Consider the following 15,571-nt stretch of genomic DNA (forward strand, 5'->3'; position numbering starts at 1 on the left):
TCAGGCCACCTCCCCGTCGAATCCGGTTGCACTGCTGGTGAAGTCGACACCGAAGGCACGGTCGTACTCGGCCAAGTCCCGCGCCAGATGCTCGCCTGCCAGTGGAGCCGGGCCCGTCTGGAATTGGCGGCGCATCGCCGCGGCGGTCGCGACGTGGGCCGGGTCGGTCAGGGTTTGACGTGCCGCCCAGCAGCGGTCATGAGCCGCCAGCAGATGCCCGGATCGGCTCACCGTCACCTGGGCCAGGGTGGTGCGAACGTCGACGAGTTGACCGATCGCCGTCGGATCCACCGAGTAGTCATTGCCGGCCACCCGGACGTAGTAGTCCCGTCCCAGCCGTTGGTGCGCCACGGTGTCGATCACCGGAGGCACGGGTGGCAGGACCAGCATCTGAGCTCGATCACGATCCAGGAAATCAACGGGACGCCCGTCGAGGACACGCACATGACGACTGTTGGCGGTCGGAAGCCATTGCCCCAGTTGACTATTGAAGTCGTGCGGGGAGTCGAAGCTGCGTCCGGGCAGGAACGAGGTCTCCAGGTAGCGGTTGGCTCGTTCCACCATTCCCTTCGATTCGGGGTCATAGGGTTTGAGTTGCACCATCCGCGATCCCAGCGTGCCCATCAACGCAGTCACCGGATCGGCCAACCGGCCCCGACGTCCGATCCCGGCTTCGTTGTCCCACCACAACTCGTGCGGCACCGCGGCGAAGCTGCTCGCCAGCAGCTGCCACATCCCGGCCACCAGATCCATCGTTTGGCGCGACGGCAGCATCACCGCGGCGATGAACCTTGAGAACGCCGCCACCATCACCAAGACCGGCAGCATCGCCTCCTGACCGAACCCCACCGCGATCTTGGGCGCCGGGAACCACAGATCGCACTGCGCCACCCGACCGGGCGGATGCTCGAGGCGATCCACCGGATCAGCGGGCAGGTACTCCGGGCGAACCGCCCGGACCCGCTCCCGAAACCACGAGATCGAACCCGTCCACCCAATCCGCTCCGCGATCACCGTCGCCGGCATCCCGGGATAGGCCGACAACAAAGCCCGAATCCGTGGCTCCACGGTATCGATCGCCGGCGTCACCGCCCGCCGCTCATATTTCGGTGGGACGTCGCTGGCCAACGCCCCAGCCACAGTGTCGCGCGCAATACCCATCTGCCGTGCGATAGCCCGCTGCGACAGACCCTCGCTGCGGTGAAGATGCCGAATCAAGGCCCAATCTTCCAAGGAGATCACCCATCCAATCTGTATGGGTGGCCTACTTTTCACCGTCGCGACTGGCCTAGATTTCAACCGTCGTCAACAGCAGCACAGTGCTGAGCCCAGTTTAGGGGCGAGCGTTGGGGTACCCCTGCCAGCACTCGGCCGCGCTGGAGCAGGACGGCGGTACGCGGCGGGTGTGCCGTGCTGTGGTGCTAAAGATCAGCCGTCACTCGTCATGGGGATGATCACCGTGAGCGTCGTCCAGCTGCTCCGCTGGAGGGAGCGAACCTTCGTCAGGTGTCGGTGCCGCGGGCGGGCCGATCGACTCGACATTCGGTGGGGACGTGGCTGGCTCTGAATGATCGTGATGGGCCTCTGCAGGTCCAACATTAGGGCCGTGGTGATCGGTTGCGGCGCCGGCCTGCTCGGGATGGCCGTGCCGAAGACCCGAGGCCACTCCTACCGTCGACGCCAGAGCGACGACAGCAGTTGCGCCGAGGAGCACGATCGCGTTCCCGAACGCTGGTATCGGTTCGCCGTGGTGGCCTCGGTACACCACCCAGCCGGCTGCCATCAAGACATAGATTTGAAGCAGCACCGCACAGAGGTCCGCGGCCTTGACGAGTTCTGGTTCTCCGGCGTGAGGGCCGAACGGCGCGCCCGACGTTCGTGAGAGTGCCCACAGCGCGATGGCCCCGACGTTGAGCATGATCCCCGCGGCGAGCACCGACGTCGTCATCCGAGCAAGGACCAGTCGCGCCCAAATCAGTTGGAACAGTGCGATCGAAAGAAAGAACAGGCCTGCCGGCACCCACTCTTGCCAGTGCGTTGGCACCACCGCGAAGTGGACGATAGCCGCGCCGAACGAAGCTAGTGCTGCAAGCTTCACAGCTAGCCTGCTGTCCGTCCTCGTCGCTGCTTTGGGTGCCACACGTCCGATGATGACAGCACTCGCTCGAACATCAACTGTGCGACACCGTATCTCAACCTGACCGAGATACCTCCGTCACCTGTCCGCCGTCGCAAGGCTGACGTGGGTGCACGGCTCTGCAGGCGGGCCGACTGCTCACTGCGCTTCGGCCGTGTCCGGCGTGGGGAGGCGAAGACGTTTGAGGGTCAACGCATTCACGGCGACGAGGATGCTGGAACCTGCCATCGTGATTGCGGCGATCTCTGGGCGCAGCACTAGACCGAACGCCGGCTCGAAGACCCCCGCGGCAATGGGTAGAGCGACGGAGTTGTAGCCAATCGCCCAGACGAGGTTCTGCTTCATCTTGCGGACCGTGCCCCGCCCGATCCGCAGCGCCACCGCCACATCAAGCGGGTCCGAACGCATCAGGACCACATCGGCGGTTTCCACCGCGACATCGGTGCCGGCGCCGATCGCAATTCCGAGGTCGGCCTGAGCCAACGCCGGCGCATCGTTGACACCGTCACCAACCATCGCCACCCGATGCCCGGCGTCCATCAACTCGGTGACCTTCGCGGCCTTGTCGCCGGGCAACACGTCGGCGATCACCTCGGTGACCCCGATCTGAGCGGCGATCCGCTGCGCGGTGGCCGCATTGTCTCCGGTGAGCATCACCACCTCGACGCCCATGGATCGCAGCTCCGCAACGGCGGCCGCGGACGTGGGTCGCACCGCGTCGGCGATGCCGATCACCGCTACCACCCGCCCATCGATCGCGGCGAGTACCGCCGTCCGCCCCCCTGCGGCGAGCTCCTGCTGCCGCGCAGCCAAGACACCCAGGTCGACGTTCTCCGAACTCATTAGTCGGGTGTTGCCCACCACGACCCGGTGACCATCCACGACCGCGACGGCACCCTGTCCCGCCACGTTGACGAAGTCGTGCGCATCGAGGCGGTGCGCTCCCGCTGCATCGGCGTGCCGAACCACCGCGGCCGCCAGCGGATGCTCGGAGTTGCGTTCGACCGCGGCGATCAGCGCCAGGGCCTCCGTCTCGGGCAGCCCGTCCACCAGTAGGTCGGTCACCTCCGGGGCGCCCAGGGTCAGGGTGCCGGTCTTGTCCATCACCACTACATCGATCTTCTTCGACGTCTCGATCGCGGTCGCGTTCTTGAACAACACTCCGCGGGCAGCGCCCAGACCGGTCCCGACCATGATCGCGGTAGGCGTGGCCAGCCCCAGCGCGTCGGGGCAGGTCACCACCACCACCGTGATCGCGAACAACAGGGCCTCGCTGACCGAGCGGCCCACCAGCAGCCACACCACAAAGGTGCCGACCCCGCCCAGAAGCGCCACCAGAACCAACCAGAACGCGGCCCGGTCCGCGAGGCGCTGACCGGGTGCCTTGGAGTTCTGCGCCTCCTGCACCAGCTTCACGATTTGGGCCAGCGCGGTGTCCGCGCCGACCTTGGTGGCTCGGACCCGAAGTGTCCCAGCGGTGTTGATGGTGGCCCCCACCACTTCATCGCCAAGACCCTTGTGAACCGGCAGGCTTTCTCCGGTCACCGTGGACTCGTCGACGTCGCTGTCTCCGTCCTCCACCACTCCGTCGACGGCGATCTTGGAACCGGGTCGAACCAACAACAGGTCACCCACCACGACCTGATCGGTGGGGATCTCCACCGACTCACCGTCGCGGAGCACGGTCGCCATGGGCGGGGCCAGCTTCAGCAGTGCACGGACGGCGTCGTTGGCGCCGCCCCGTGCCCGCATCTCGAAGTAGTGACCGAGCAGCACGAACGCGGTCAGGATGGTCGCCGCTTCGTAGAAGACGTCGCCGCCCCCAGTCAGGGTGACCCCGACGGAGTACACCCAGCCGGCACCGACGGCGACCGCGACGAGCACCATCATGTCCAACGTGCGGGCACGTAGCGCCCGGTATGCGCCGGCGAAGAACACCTGCGCCGAATAGAAGATCACCGGAACGCTCAGAATCAGCTGGAACACGTCGTCGCGCAGCCCGAACGGCGCGGCCACGGTGAACCCGAACACGTCGCGCCCGATCCGGGACCACAACGTGATCACCACACCGAACACCACCGCGACCAGGAAACGGTCCCGCATGTCGCGGATCATCGCGGCCATCGACATCTCACCGTGCCCGCCGTGCCCCATCACCTCGGTCGGCGTCCCCGTCCGACCCGCACCCGCCACGGCGCTGGCCTCATGGGCTGGGTGGCTTGCGTGGTCGGCAGCTTCGTCGGCGGTGCCGGGGGCCCGCTTCGCATCGGTGGCCGAAATCGGCATGGCACAGAGGTGATCCGGGACCGATTCACCCCGGCAGTGATATCGGCACTCTCGAACCCACCCAGCAAGGTCCTCCACCGTGGTGCGAGCCGGGTCGTAGCGCACCGTCACGGTCTGAGCCACCGGGTTGGCCTCCGCGCCAACAACTCCCGGTCGCCGACCGAGGACTGTCTCGACCACGTTCTTCTGAGTCGCCCACTGCACGCCGTCGAGTTCCAGCACCACGGTGTGCGTACCCGCGACTTCGACGTCTGTGTCCAACTCCTTCACCTGCGCCGACCCCCCATCTACCATGTCCCTGATTCGACTGACTCCCGCCCAGCTCGGCGCAAGCTGGTGCTCTCAGGGACAAGAGGGGCCAAATTCGGGCTGTCAAGGGAGATCATGATCTGCGCTGCGGATTTGTCAGTAGACCGTTCTGGGGTGTCGCACTCCATCTCGCCGCGTTGCTGGCTGCCGCCCATGCCGCGCATCATGACCAACATCGTCGCGGCGCAGGCGCCGAGCCCTACATACAGCGCCCATCCGCCGCTGTTCCCGGTGGAGAGCAGAAGAATCGCGGCAGCGCCAAGGCCGACCATCAAGTGAATGTGTGTCGCGTGTTTCATCACGAATTCTCCTCAGCCGGTTCTTGTCGGTGGGACGGCCACCACCGCTCTCGGAGAATTCTCCGCCGATGAGCCGTTGAGTCATAGGGACCTTGGACCCGAACTTGGACGACGGGAGCTGTTGAAACTGCTTCGATCCCAACGACTCTCGGCACCCGGACTGATGGCCGCAGCCGATACGCCTGAGCTTTGCGACGCCCCCTCGAAACCACGGTGAGTCGATTGGCCATCGAGGTTGGCGATCGACGCGCGCTCATGAGGAGTGGAGACCGAAATGCCGTCATCGTGCCGCCACCGCTAACACGATTCCGCACACCCAAATGCCGTCAAGGCCGACCAGCGCCCATCTGAAGTCCGAATGAATCATGAAGTTGACCAAGGACATCCAGCCGACCGAAGTAATTCCCGCCACTGCGACCATCACAACGGCACCAACGTTGCCGGCCCGCACGCCGGTGCTGGCGATGTACACGACCAGCACTCCCGTCGTGACGATGTAGCCACCCAGTACGCAGAACACGCGGCGCAGCCACGTGCCCAATCGGGGTATGTTGCGGTCGACGTTCTCGATGGTGACACCCATGTAGCGCGCATCCTCGGCCATCAGAGGTGGACGCAGCAGGAGGAAGAACCCACCGATAAGCACAAGTGCGACACCGCATCCTGTGAGAAGCCACGCTGCCAGCGATGTCACCGATCCGCCTTCCGCTGCCGGGGTCCCCGAGCTCCCCGGCACATGGTCGCCGCCCAGCGGCCAACCTACGTATCAACCTAGTAGATAGTCGGCTGCGGAGGTGTCGTATCACCGAGGTTGCGTGTCATCGATACCTGCCATCTTGACAGGACAGAGAACGCTTGTGACCGATTCCGCTACGGGCGCGGGGAGTTGGGAACGGCCGGCGTCGCTGTCGGGGACTGCTGCTGACCAGGGCCCATCATTCCGCCTGGCCCCATCGGTTGGCCGCCGGGCCCCATCTGACCAGGCCCCATCGGTTGGCCGCCGGGCCCCATCTGACCAGGCCCCATCATTCCGCCAGGCCCCATCTGACCGGGCCCCATCGGTTGGCCGCCGGGCCCCATCTGACCAGGCCCCATCATTCCGCCAGGCCCCATCTGACCGGGCCCCATCGGTTGGCCGCCGTACTGGTTCATCATGCCGAACTCGCCACCGTGATGATCGCGACCGAAGCTGCCAGAATGCACGCCGAGGACGAACCCCGAGAAGAAAATGACGGCGACGATGACGACGACACCGGCCACAATGCCCACCACTGCCGCGATCTGGTAGACCTTGTTGGGCCGGTCATGCCGAGGCGTTTCTTCCGTAGCCCGTCGATCCGGGGCCACGGCGGTCGGTTCAATTCGGGTTTCCAGTGGTTCTGTCATGCTTCACCATGCCTCTGTGAGTTGAGCGACGGGAGCGCTCCTACCAATGGATTGCCACGAACGTTGCTCAAACGGGCCAGCCGTGGGGATGCTTTGAATTCAACGCCAGCGACTACGTCGCACCTCGACGGGTGAATCTCTGTCGCTTGCCAGGGTGATGGGACCACCTGATTGCCAGGAGGATGGGACCACCGTGGCGCGTTATTGAGGATGCTCGGCGGGGTGGTCTGGGTCAAGCTGGCCGGGCCGGGCGCGTTGGCGGTAGGACGGTCCTTCGATGACCAGGGTGTGGGCCGCCGCGGTCAGTCGGTCGATGGCTGATTGAGCCAATAGCGTGTCGGCGGTCATGGTCAGCCATTCGGCGGGTTCCCGGTTGGAGGTCACGATGGTGGTCTTGGTGCGGTGACGTTCGACGACGATTTCGTAGAAGTCGCTGGTTTCGGTGGCATCGAGCGAGCGCAGCGCGAAGTCGTCGATGATGAGGACGTCAATCGCGGCCAGGCGGCGGATCTCGGTGTCGACGGTGTGGTCGAGTCGGGCTGCGCGTAGCCGGGTGAACAGTTTGTCGGCGCGACCGAATATGACGGTGTGCCGTCGGCGAATAGCCATGTGCCCCAACGCTGTTGCCAAATGCGTCTTGCCTACTCCGACGGGCCCGAGGACGATCGCGGACTGGCCGGCGTCGAGGAACCGCAGCGAGGTCAGATCCCCGAGCAGGGTGCGGTCATAGCGGAGGTCCTCTTGTGCGGTCCAGGTGTCGAAACGCATGCTCGGGTCGAGTCCGGCTTTGGTCGCCCGTAAGGCGGCTGAGCGGGATTCGCGTCGGGATACCTCATCAGCCAGCAGAGTTTCGAGGAACCCGATGTGGCTGAGTTTGTGTTGGCGGGCCAGGGCGGCACGTTCGGGCAGGGTGTCGGCCAACGCGCCGAGTTTGAGTGCTTTGAGCAGTCGGAGCAGATCAGCGCCGACCGGGTCGGCGGCTGCGCGGTTGGTCGTGGTCATGTCAGCGGGTCTCCTCGGGTTGCGCATCGGCCACGACGGTCAATGATGCTGGGGTGTTGGTGAATTCGGATGGATCACGCGAGAACCGGGTAGCTGACTGCCCGACCGCCCGGGGCAATGCCGGAGTGGTGGTTTCGGTGGCGCGTTCCAGCATGGAAGCGATCTTGTTGACCGAGACGACGTCGAGGTCCAACGCGAGTGAACATGCTCGATCGACGCGCTCAGCGCCGTAACGGCGCACCAGACCCTGGAGCCGGTAGACGGTCCGCATCCGGGTCCAGGGCAGCGGGTCATCGAGGATGCGTTCGGCGTAGATCCCGACATTCGGCCCGTGGCTGGCACACGCCGCGATCAACGCCGCCAAGTCCCGCAGCGCATAGCTGGCCTTGTGCTCAGGCAGATCATTGCGGTCGGTGCTGCGCCCACCTGCCGGTTGGCGGGGATGGACCTTCACCAGCGTGCCGCGGTGATAGAACTTCACCAGCTCGCTATCGGCGCGCACGTCCACCGTGGTGCCGATCCACTGCTCGGGCAACGAGTACAGGGCTTTGCCGACCTCGGCGTGGAAGTCGCGGTGCACCTTGACCGCCTTGAACACCGGCACGTCGTAGGCCCCCGGCACCGGCAGCAGGAGTCGCTGTTCTTCGGCGGTGAACACCTCCACCGGCCGTGCGCAGGTGGTGCCGTGGATGCGCATACCGGCCGTCCGCTCACACCACGCGGTCGCCGCCTGCTGCGCCTGCTCGAGACTGGTGAATGTTTCACCGTCCCAGAAGTTTCCACGCACATACTGCACCGTGCGTTCGACCCGCGGCTTGTCCTTGGGCGAGCGCACCCGGGCCGGGTCGGTGAGGAACCCGCCATGACCGGCGTAATCGAGCCAGCCCGCGGTGAACCGGGGGTTGACCGCATCGGCAGCGGCGATCACCGGTTTCAAGTTATCCGGGATCAGCACCGCGAAGACGCCGCCGAAGAACTCCCACGCCGCCTGAGCGCCAGCGATCACCGCCGCCAAGGTCTGCGAATACGACAACCACACGAACATGTGCCGGCTGTAGACGGCGGTGAAGATCAACGCGTGCACCTTGCGGCGACGACCATCACCGGTGTCGGTGAGCATCCCCAGGTAGCCGAAATCGATCTGGCATTCCACCCCCGGGTCGCCGTCGGCGACTCGCACCGTGGTGTCCTTACGTCCGAAACCGCAACGTTCACTGGCGAATCGGTTCAACGTCCGATACGGAACCACACACCCTCGGCGGTCCAACAGCGTCGCGATCTTGGTGATCGTCAACGGCCGCGCCTCGCCCTCGCCGGCCACCCACGCGGTGATCTGCTCCTCGAATTCGAGCAGCCGATCCCAGGCCGCGCCGTGACCATCGGGGCGCACCGGGCGGACCGCTTCGGCGACCGCACCGATCAACCCGTCATCGAGCGCGCTGACATCGTCGTCTCGGCGCAGCCCCGCTGCCTGGGCGGCCTCCACGTAGCGGCGCACCGTTTTGCGGTCCACACCGCAATGCGCGGCGATCCTGCGGTACCCCGGCGCCGGTAACCCCACCACCCCGAGCCACACCCGCAGCACTTCCCTGATCTCGTTCACACTGACCTCCCGAAAAGCCATGCCCGTGCCTCCGTGACTTGAACTGTCACGGCGATCGAACGGGCAAACGAAGAGACCACCGACGCGGCGCGCCGGTGGTCCCATAACTGGCAATCCAGGTGGTCCCATCCCACTGGCAAAATCAGGTCACAGTGGTCCCATGCTCATGGCAAACGACAAATCTCTTTGTCTGACCGCCGACGGAGACACGGGCTCTGGGACTCGACCGCAGGTCTATTTCAAAGCCGTTGAGGCGCAACGTCATCATCAATGCTCACGAAGTAAGGCGTGACTCTGCCGAAATTCGTCGGCGTCTATCTCGCCGCGAGCAAACCGTTCGGAGAGCAGATCCTCCGCGCGCGACGCACCGGAACTGGGCACGTGCGAGGCAGTACTACGTGAATCCGTCAGATACCGGATGCCGACAACTATGGCGGTGATCAACACCGCCCAGAACAAGACCATCGCCACACTGATCAAGAGCCAGCCGCCCCAGCCCCATCCGCCACTGCCAAACCACATCATCGTTTTTCGCCCTTCTTCGGAACAGTCCAACCCGAGCATTTGCAAGCGACTGCGCGCGCCAGTCTGCCCGCGGCACGCCGATCAGATGTAGTGCCAATGGTCCCCGCCGCCGACTCCAAAGGACCTTGAAGACCTGGAAAGGCCGGTGGCTCGTCTGACCTTGGAAACGATTGAGTCATCCGTAGGAACAGTTACCGGGTTGAGCCGACGACGCGTATGGCTGTGAGCAGGGGGCTGCCGCCGCACGGATGATCCGGACCGTGCGGACGCAGTTGGATGCTGAGCTGGGACGCGTGGGTAGTTCCTGGATCTTGCTCGTCATCGCCGCCATCGCGAATCGTCAAACCCCGATCTACGTACCAAGGACGTAGGATCAACGTGGGCAACGGCTACGCAATGGGCACGTGCCCGAACACCACACGGACAAGGCAGCGCGGAGGTTCCAAGAATGCCAGTAATCGACAGCAAGGTCGGTGCCTCGGCCGTCGAAGCGCCCCCCACATTTCAGGCTTCTTCGACGCCCCGCGATGAGGTGACCAACGAGCACCCCAACTTTCGACCCGTCGGTTCTTCGCTGATCCGTCAACGATTTCGCTGCTGGCCCAGGTCAATTGTCGCGCTCGTTGTTGCCGTCTTGGCGCTCACCGCTTGCACCGGAAACGTTTCGCCGCCGCCACCGGCTGCGCAAGTCATCTCAGAGAAAGGCGACCCATACTCGACCCTCTTGGTGCCGAAACTTGATATCTCGACCACCGACGGCGCCGTCGGCGTCGAGGTGGACTCTCCGATCACCGTCAGTGCTAGCGCCGGGGTGTTGGGCGCGGTGAGTCTGACCAACGACAACGGCAAGGCAATAGCCGGCCAACTGAGCCCCGACGGGCTGACGTGGGCGACGGCGGATCAGCTGGGTTACAACAAGCGGTACACACTTCGAGCCGAAGCCCTCGGGTTGGGCGGCATCGCCCACGACACGATGACTTTCCGTACCAGCTCGCCGGAGAACCTGACGATGCCCTACGTGCTGCCCAACGACGGCGAGGTGGTCGGAGTCGGCCAGCCGGTGGCGATCCGGTTCGACGAGAAGATTCTCGACCGCACGGCAGCCGAGAAGGCCATCACCATCACCAGCCAACCTGCTGTCGACGGCGCGTTCTACTGGCTCAGTGATCGCGAAGTCCGTTGGCGACCAAGGGATTACTGGAAGCCAGGCACCGCCGTCGTCGTCGCGGTGAACACCTACGGGGTCGATCTCGGGGACGGCCTCTTCGGCCAGGACGACGTCACCACGCGCTTCACCGTCGGCGACGAGGTCATCGCCACTGCCGACGACACCACCAAGACGTTGACGGTCCGGGTCAACGGCGAGGTGGTCAAGACGATGCCAATCTCGATGGGCAAGAACAGCGCCCCTACCGACAACGGCACTTACCTCATCGGTGACCGCTACCGCGACCTCGTCATGGATTCCTCGACCTACGGTGTTCCGGTGAACTCGGCGGAGGGCTACCGACTCGAAGTCGAGTACGCCACCCAGATGTCCTACAGCGGCATCTACGTTCACGCCGCACCCTGGTCTGTAGGCAGCCAAGGCCGTAGCAACGTCAGCCACGGCTGCCTCAACGTCAGCACCAGCAATGCTCAGTGGTTCTACGACAACACGAAGCGGGGCGACATAGTCCAGGTCCTGAACACGGTGGGTCCGACGTTGCCGGGCACCGACGGCCTGGGCGATTGGAACATTCCCTGGGACCAGTGGCAGGCCGGGAACGCGGTCACCCCATGAGTCGGGGTTGAGCGTCAGGGCTTCATCGGGGCGTAACAGGCGGACCGGGTGTCCAACCGGTTCCGCGGGACCAGGGTGATGAGCTTTGGCGTCAGCCCGCAGTCGATCGCCCGTAACCAATTCGGCGATCCCGAATGTCGTCATGTTAGCCAGGTTTCGACGGTAATCGCGCCGATGACCGCGGGTAGAGGGTCCGCTGTGCGGTACTTCACCTGAATGAAGGCCATTCCACCGCTGACCAACAACTGCTCAGCGATCCGAACGATTCGGAACGCCGCCTCGGGCCCGCGGTGAGTTCGATGACATAGGGGCAGAGAAAGGTTTCGCAGGATTCCTCGCGACCCTCCACGGCCCGTTTGGGGTTCTCGATGTCGATGTGCACCGGTTCGACGAGGGTCTGGCAGACCGCCCGGACATGTCGTACGCACCCCGTGACACTCTCGGGTGGGACGTCGGCGGCGAGGAACGTCGAAGCGATGGGCGCGAACGCGACGACGTTCGCACCGAGAACGCAACCCCATTCGATCACCCGACCGGGACTGGACGGAAGGTCAAGTTCCTTGGCGAACCGTTCAAAGATGCTGAGGTGATCTCGACCAACGTCCAGCCACGCCTCGTCGCCGAGACCCGTTGCGCCAGTGGGAGTCCGACGACTACGCCTCGCCCGAGGATGCGGACCTTTAGTTGCGAACGTCGGCGATCCTGCGGGAGATCCCCTGTGCTGGAACGGCTCGAACGAGGGCCGTCAGCACCCTGTGGGCTGAGTGCACGTATTCCAGGTGTGCATTATTCGTCTGTTCGACCGTAGATCTCGTCTTTTCGACCGTAGATCGAACCATGCGTCAGCAGAGGGTGGATGTCATAGACGGCTGTGGCGGGGACAAGGCGCGGAGCAGCCGAGTACCCGCTGGGCAACGCCGTCGGCTCGCGAAACCGCAAACCTCAATCGGGTTTCGCCCACCCTAGCCAGCCGCAGCAGCACGCCCCCACCGCAACGCCGAACGACGCCTGCTGTTCAGCGGTAATGGTGGCCGCGCCAGGCGTCGCGGCCTTCCCTGAACGCGACGGCGGCGATGATCAGCGCGACGACAGGGTCAGCCCACGACCAGCCGAACAGGCTATTGAGCAACATCCCGACCAGTAAGACTCCCGACAGGTAGGTGCACAGCAGGGTCTGTCTGGAGTCGGCAACGGCACTGGCTGACCCGATCTCACGGCCGGCGCGACGCTGGGCATGGGACAGAAACGGCATCACCACAAGCGATACCGCGGCCAGCACGACTCCCACGGTCGATGGTGAGGCGTCGACCGACCCGAACAACGCCCAGACCACCTCGACGGTGACATAGCCGGCCAGGGCGAAGAACGACGGTGCAATGACGCGCAGCGCGGCGCCTCACGGGTCTCGGGGTCACGGCCAGAGAAGTGCCATGCCACCGCGGTGGCGGAGGCCACCTCGATGACCGAATCGAGTCCAAACCCGATCAGAGCAGCCGAGGACGCGACCGTGGCAGCGCCGATCGCGACGACCACCTCGATCACGTTGTAGGTGATCGTCGCCGCGACGAGCAATCGCACCCGCCGGGTGAGCTGTGCGCGACGATCCTCAGAGAGGGGGGTTCGCTTCGATGCAGGCCAGGGAACTACCGGCGCGCTGTCGTGGGCGCAGCAGTGGAAATGGTTTGGGCACATTCACTGAACTCGTCCAGAAGTATTCGGTGATGTGACATCCGTCCAACGGCCGGTTGTTCCGGAAGGGCGATGACTCGGGGGGCTGGGGCTGTCCTCGGCCCCGGTCAGTCCTGCACTGCAGTGAAGTCGACATCGCCGGCGGCCGACATTCCAATCACTAAGCGCCGCCGTCGTTCGAGGGATATGCGTGTACCAAGGCGCTGGACAGTTTAGGTACTGCGTGGGTCAGTGTGTATTCGGCCTCGTGCGCGATTCGATGGGCATCGGACAGGCTGGTGGCCGGGTCGATGTCGAGTTCGGCGTCGGCGTGCAGGCGGTGGCCGAGCCAGCGCATCTTGACGCTGCGGACGGCGGTCACGCCGGGTTCGGCGGCCAGGGCGGCCTCGGCGGTGTCGACGAGTGCCGGGTCGACGCCGTCCATGAGGCGGCGGAACACGTCTCTGACCGCGGTACGCAGGACCGCCAAGATGGCGGCGGTGATGAGCAGCCCGATGATGGGGTCGGCGAGCGGAAAGCCCAATGCGACACCCCCGGCACCGAAAAGCACGGCCAGCGAGGTGAATCCGTCGGTACGGGCGTGGAGACCGTCGGCGACGAGAGCGACCGAACCGATGCGACGCCCGACCCGGATGCGATAGACCGCGACGAGTTCGTTGCCGATGAAGCCGACCAGTCCTGCGACGGCGACCCAGCCGAGGTGCTGGACCGGGACCGGGTTGATCAGGCGCCTGACGGATTCGACCCCGGCGATGATGGCCGACAGGGTGATCATCGCGATGACGAACAGCCCGGCGAGGTCTTCGGCGCGGCCGAACCCGTAGGTGTAGCGCCGCGTGGCAGCTTTGGTGCCCAGTGCGAAGGCGATCCACAGCGGGATCGCGGTGAGGGCGTCGGAGAAGTTGTGGATGGTGTCGGCCAACAACGCGACCGATCCCGAGATCAGCACGATCACCAGTTGCGCGATCGAGGTGGCACCGAGCGCGAGAAGGCTGATCTTCACTGCCCGGATACCGGCAGCGCTGGATTCCAGTGCCCCGTCGATACTGTCCGATGCATCGTGGCTGTGCGGGGCGAAGACCTCGCGGATCGCGGCACCGAACCGGCCGCCGCGGCCCTGATGGCTATGCCCGTGGGTGTGCCCGTCTTCTGCACCGTGGTCGTGTCCTGAATGGTGGCCCTGGCCGGGTGCGCCCGGTATGCCCTCGTGGGTCATGCGCGGTGTTCCTCCGGTCGCTTCGAGATCGGTTCGGAGGGTGTGTCTGATTCGAAAGGCCTGTCGGAGTGCAGGATTCGTAGGTCATCACTGCTGCGATGATGGCCCGGGACGCCGGGTCCGGCGTGTTCGGCGTTGAAGACTGCGTCGGTGACGAGTTGTCCGACGTGGTCGTTGTCCAGGCTGTAGAAGATCGTGGTGCCCTCACGACGGGTGCGGACCAGGCGCGCCATCCGCAGCTTGGCGAGATGCTGTGACACCGATGGCGCTGGTTTGCCCACGTGGGTGGCGAGGTCGTTGACCGACATCTCCCGGTTGACCAACGCCCACAGCACCTGCACCCGGGTGGCGTCGGCCAGCATCCGGAACACCTCGACCACCAAGCCCACCTGATCGGGCGGCAGCTCCCGATGACATGCGCCGCTATCTGCATTCATACGCAAATAGTAGGCGGGATAGATGGCCGGTGCAATCTCGGGGATGGGTATCTGGTTGATCTCCCACCACAGCGCTGGCATTCGCACGGTCTAACGAGGGACACTCGTGCGATCCAACCATGTCACGAAATCGCTTGATGGAGCGTGCATTAGGTCGATGGCTGGACTTTTGCGGTCCATTTACTCCACAAGGTCAGGTGAGTTCGAAGGCGCGTCCAGGTAACCCATCACCAACCGAGCGATCTCGGCGCTCAGGGCGTCGGTGGATTCGCCGACGGGCGCGTCGTGCGCGACGCTATGTGTGAGGTGCTCGATGACGCGGGCAGCGAGCTCGGCCCGTAACAGCAGTTCGCGGTCGGGCATTGACCGTCGCGTGGCTCGAAGCCGGTTGACGATCGTGTCGGCGATGAGGCGCCGGGTTTCTGACAAGTGACCCTGGAGCAGGGTGCTGCGCGGTGCGTAGGCCTGCATGATGCTGCCCAGGTCGGGATGCGCGGTGTTGTGTGCCAGCGTGAAGTGCACGAGCTCGGCGATCACGGAGCGAAGGTCGGGTCCCGGCAGATCACGAAATGCCGTCGCGATTGCTTGCTGGGCGGCGGCGACGTGGTGCTCCAACAGGGCCATCAACAGGTCGTCCTTGTTCGCAAAGTACTGGTACAGCGTCCCGATCGATACGCCGGCGCGTTCGGCGACCGCGTTGGTGGTGACCGCGTCATAGCCGCTTTCGGCGAAAAGCTGAGCCGCCGCTTCGAGAACAAATGACACCGTCGCGCGCGAGCGATCCTGAAGCGGACGTCTGCGCTGCTCAACGACACCGCTTGGCGGCAATGTGGGCACCGTGGAACCTTCCTGACGCCGGTCGTGAAACGCGAGTTGTCAAATATGAGGATTCCTCAGAT

Annotated in this window: 12 protein-coding genes and 1 pseudogene; 1 reads left to right on the forward strand and 12 read right to left on the reverse strand. The window is 64.8% G+C overall.

Translation table 11 applies throughout. The features are described from left to right. The 8 genes from istA (QUE68_RS10605) to istA (QUE68_RS10640) form a co-directional block, all read right to left on the reverse strand. A complete protein-coding gene (gene istA, locus QUE68_RS10605) occupies positions 1–1,242 on the reverse strand; it encodes an IS21 family transposase (protein WP_284226727.1) in 1,242 nt (413 codons plus the stop codon). 193 nt (positions 1,243–1,435) lie between these two features. Then, entirely contained in the window at positions 1,436–2,098 is a 663-nt protein-coding gene (locus QUE68_RS10610) for a hypothetical protein (protein WP_455013147.1), read from the reverse strand. A gap of 177 nt (positions 2,099–2,275) precedes the next feature. Then, a complete protein-coding gene (locus QUE68_RS10615; protein WP_286275579.1) occupies positions 2,276–4,717 on the reverse strand; it encodes a heavy metal translocating P-type ATPase in 2,442 nt (813 codons plus the stop codon). Beyond that, complete coding sequence (locus QUE68_RS10620) at positions 4,711–5,034, reverse strand: hypothetical protein (protein ID WP_286275580.1); 324 nt, start codon at positions 5,032–5,034, stop codon at positions 4,711–4,713. The genes QUE68_RS10615 and QUE68_RS10620 overlap by 7 nt, the downstream gene beginning before the upstream one ends. 277 nt (positions 5,035–5,311) lie before the next feature. Continuing rightward, a complete protein-coding gene (locus QUE68_RS10625) occupies positions 5,312–5,725 on the reverse strand; it encodes a hypothetical protein (protein ID WP_286275581.1) in 414 nt (137 codons plus the stop codon). Between the two features lie 176 nt (positions 5,726–5,901). After that, positions 5,902–6,417 carry a hypothetical protein gene (locus QUE68_RS10630; RefSeq protein WP_286275582.1) on the reverse strand — a complete coding sequence of 172 codons (516 nt, stop codon included), beginning with the start codon at positions 6,415–6,417 and terminating at the stop codon, positions 5,902–5,904. Between the two features lie 201 nt (positions 6,418–6,618). Beyond that, the gene (istB, locus tag QUE68_RS10635; protein WP_284226300.1) at positions 6,619–7,419 is read right to left on the reverse strand and encodes an IS21-like element helper ATPase IstB; all 801 of its coding nucleotides are present in this window, start codon (positions 7,417–7,419) and stop codon (positions 6,619–6,621) included. Between the two features lies 1 nt (position 7,420). Further along, the gene (istA, locus tag QUE68_RS10640) at positions 7,421–9,043 is read right to left on the reverse strand and encodes an IS21 family transposase (protein WP_284226301.1); all 1,623 of its coding nucleotides are present in this window, start codon (positions 9,041–9,043) and stop codon (positions 7,421–7,423) included. A gap of 1,078 nt (positions 9,044–10,121) precedes the next feature. On the opposite strand from istA (QUE68_RS10640), the gene QUE68_RS10650 reads away from it, so the two are divergent. Then, positions 10,122–11,330, forward strand: a complete 1,209-nt coding sequence (locus QUE68_RS10650; protein ID WP_286275795.1) for a L,D-transpeptidase — start codon at positions 10,122–10,124, stop codon at positions 11,328–11,330. 1,015 nt (positions 11,331–12,345) lie between these two features. On the opposite strand, the pseudogene QUE68_RS10655 reads toward QUE68_RS10650, so the two are convergent. From QUE68_RS10655 to QUE68_RS10670, 4 genes and pseudogenes are all read right to left on the reverse strand, one after another. Continuing rightward, a pseudogene (locus QUE68_RS10655) lies at positions 12,346–13,022 on the reverse strand (cation transporter). 157 nt (positions 13,023–13,179) lie between these two features. Beyond that, positions 13,180–14,235, reverse strand: coding sequence for a cation diffusion facilitator family transporter (locus tag QUE68_RS10660; protein WP_286275583.1), 1,056 nt, complete (start codon positions 14,233–14,235; stop codon positions 13,180–13,182). Beyond that, positions 14,232–14,672 carry an ArsR/SmtB family transcription factor gene (locus tag QUE68_RS10665; RefSeq protein WP_286275584.1) on the reverse strand — a complete coding sequence of 147 codons (441 nt, stop codon included), beginning with the start codon at positions 14,670–14,672 and terminating at the stop codon, positions 14,232–14,234. The genes QUE68_RS10660 and QUE68_RS10665 overlap by 4 nt, the downstream gene beginning before the upstream one ends. Positions 14,673–14,852: 180 nt before the next feature. After that, a complete protein-coding gene (locus QUE68_RS10670; protein WP_286275585.1) occupies positions 14,853–15,509 on the reverse strand; it encodes a TetR/AcrR family transcriptional regulator in 657 nt (218 codons plus the stop codon). Positions 15,510–15,571 lie beyond the last annotated feature (62 nt).

The sequence above is a fragment of the Mycolicibacterium sp. TUM20985 genome, from assembly GCF_030295745.1.
Lineage (GTDB): Bacteria > Actinomycetota > Actinomycetes > Mycobacteriales > Mycobacteriaceae > Mycobacterium.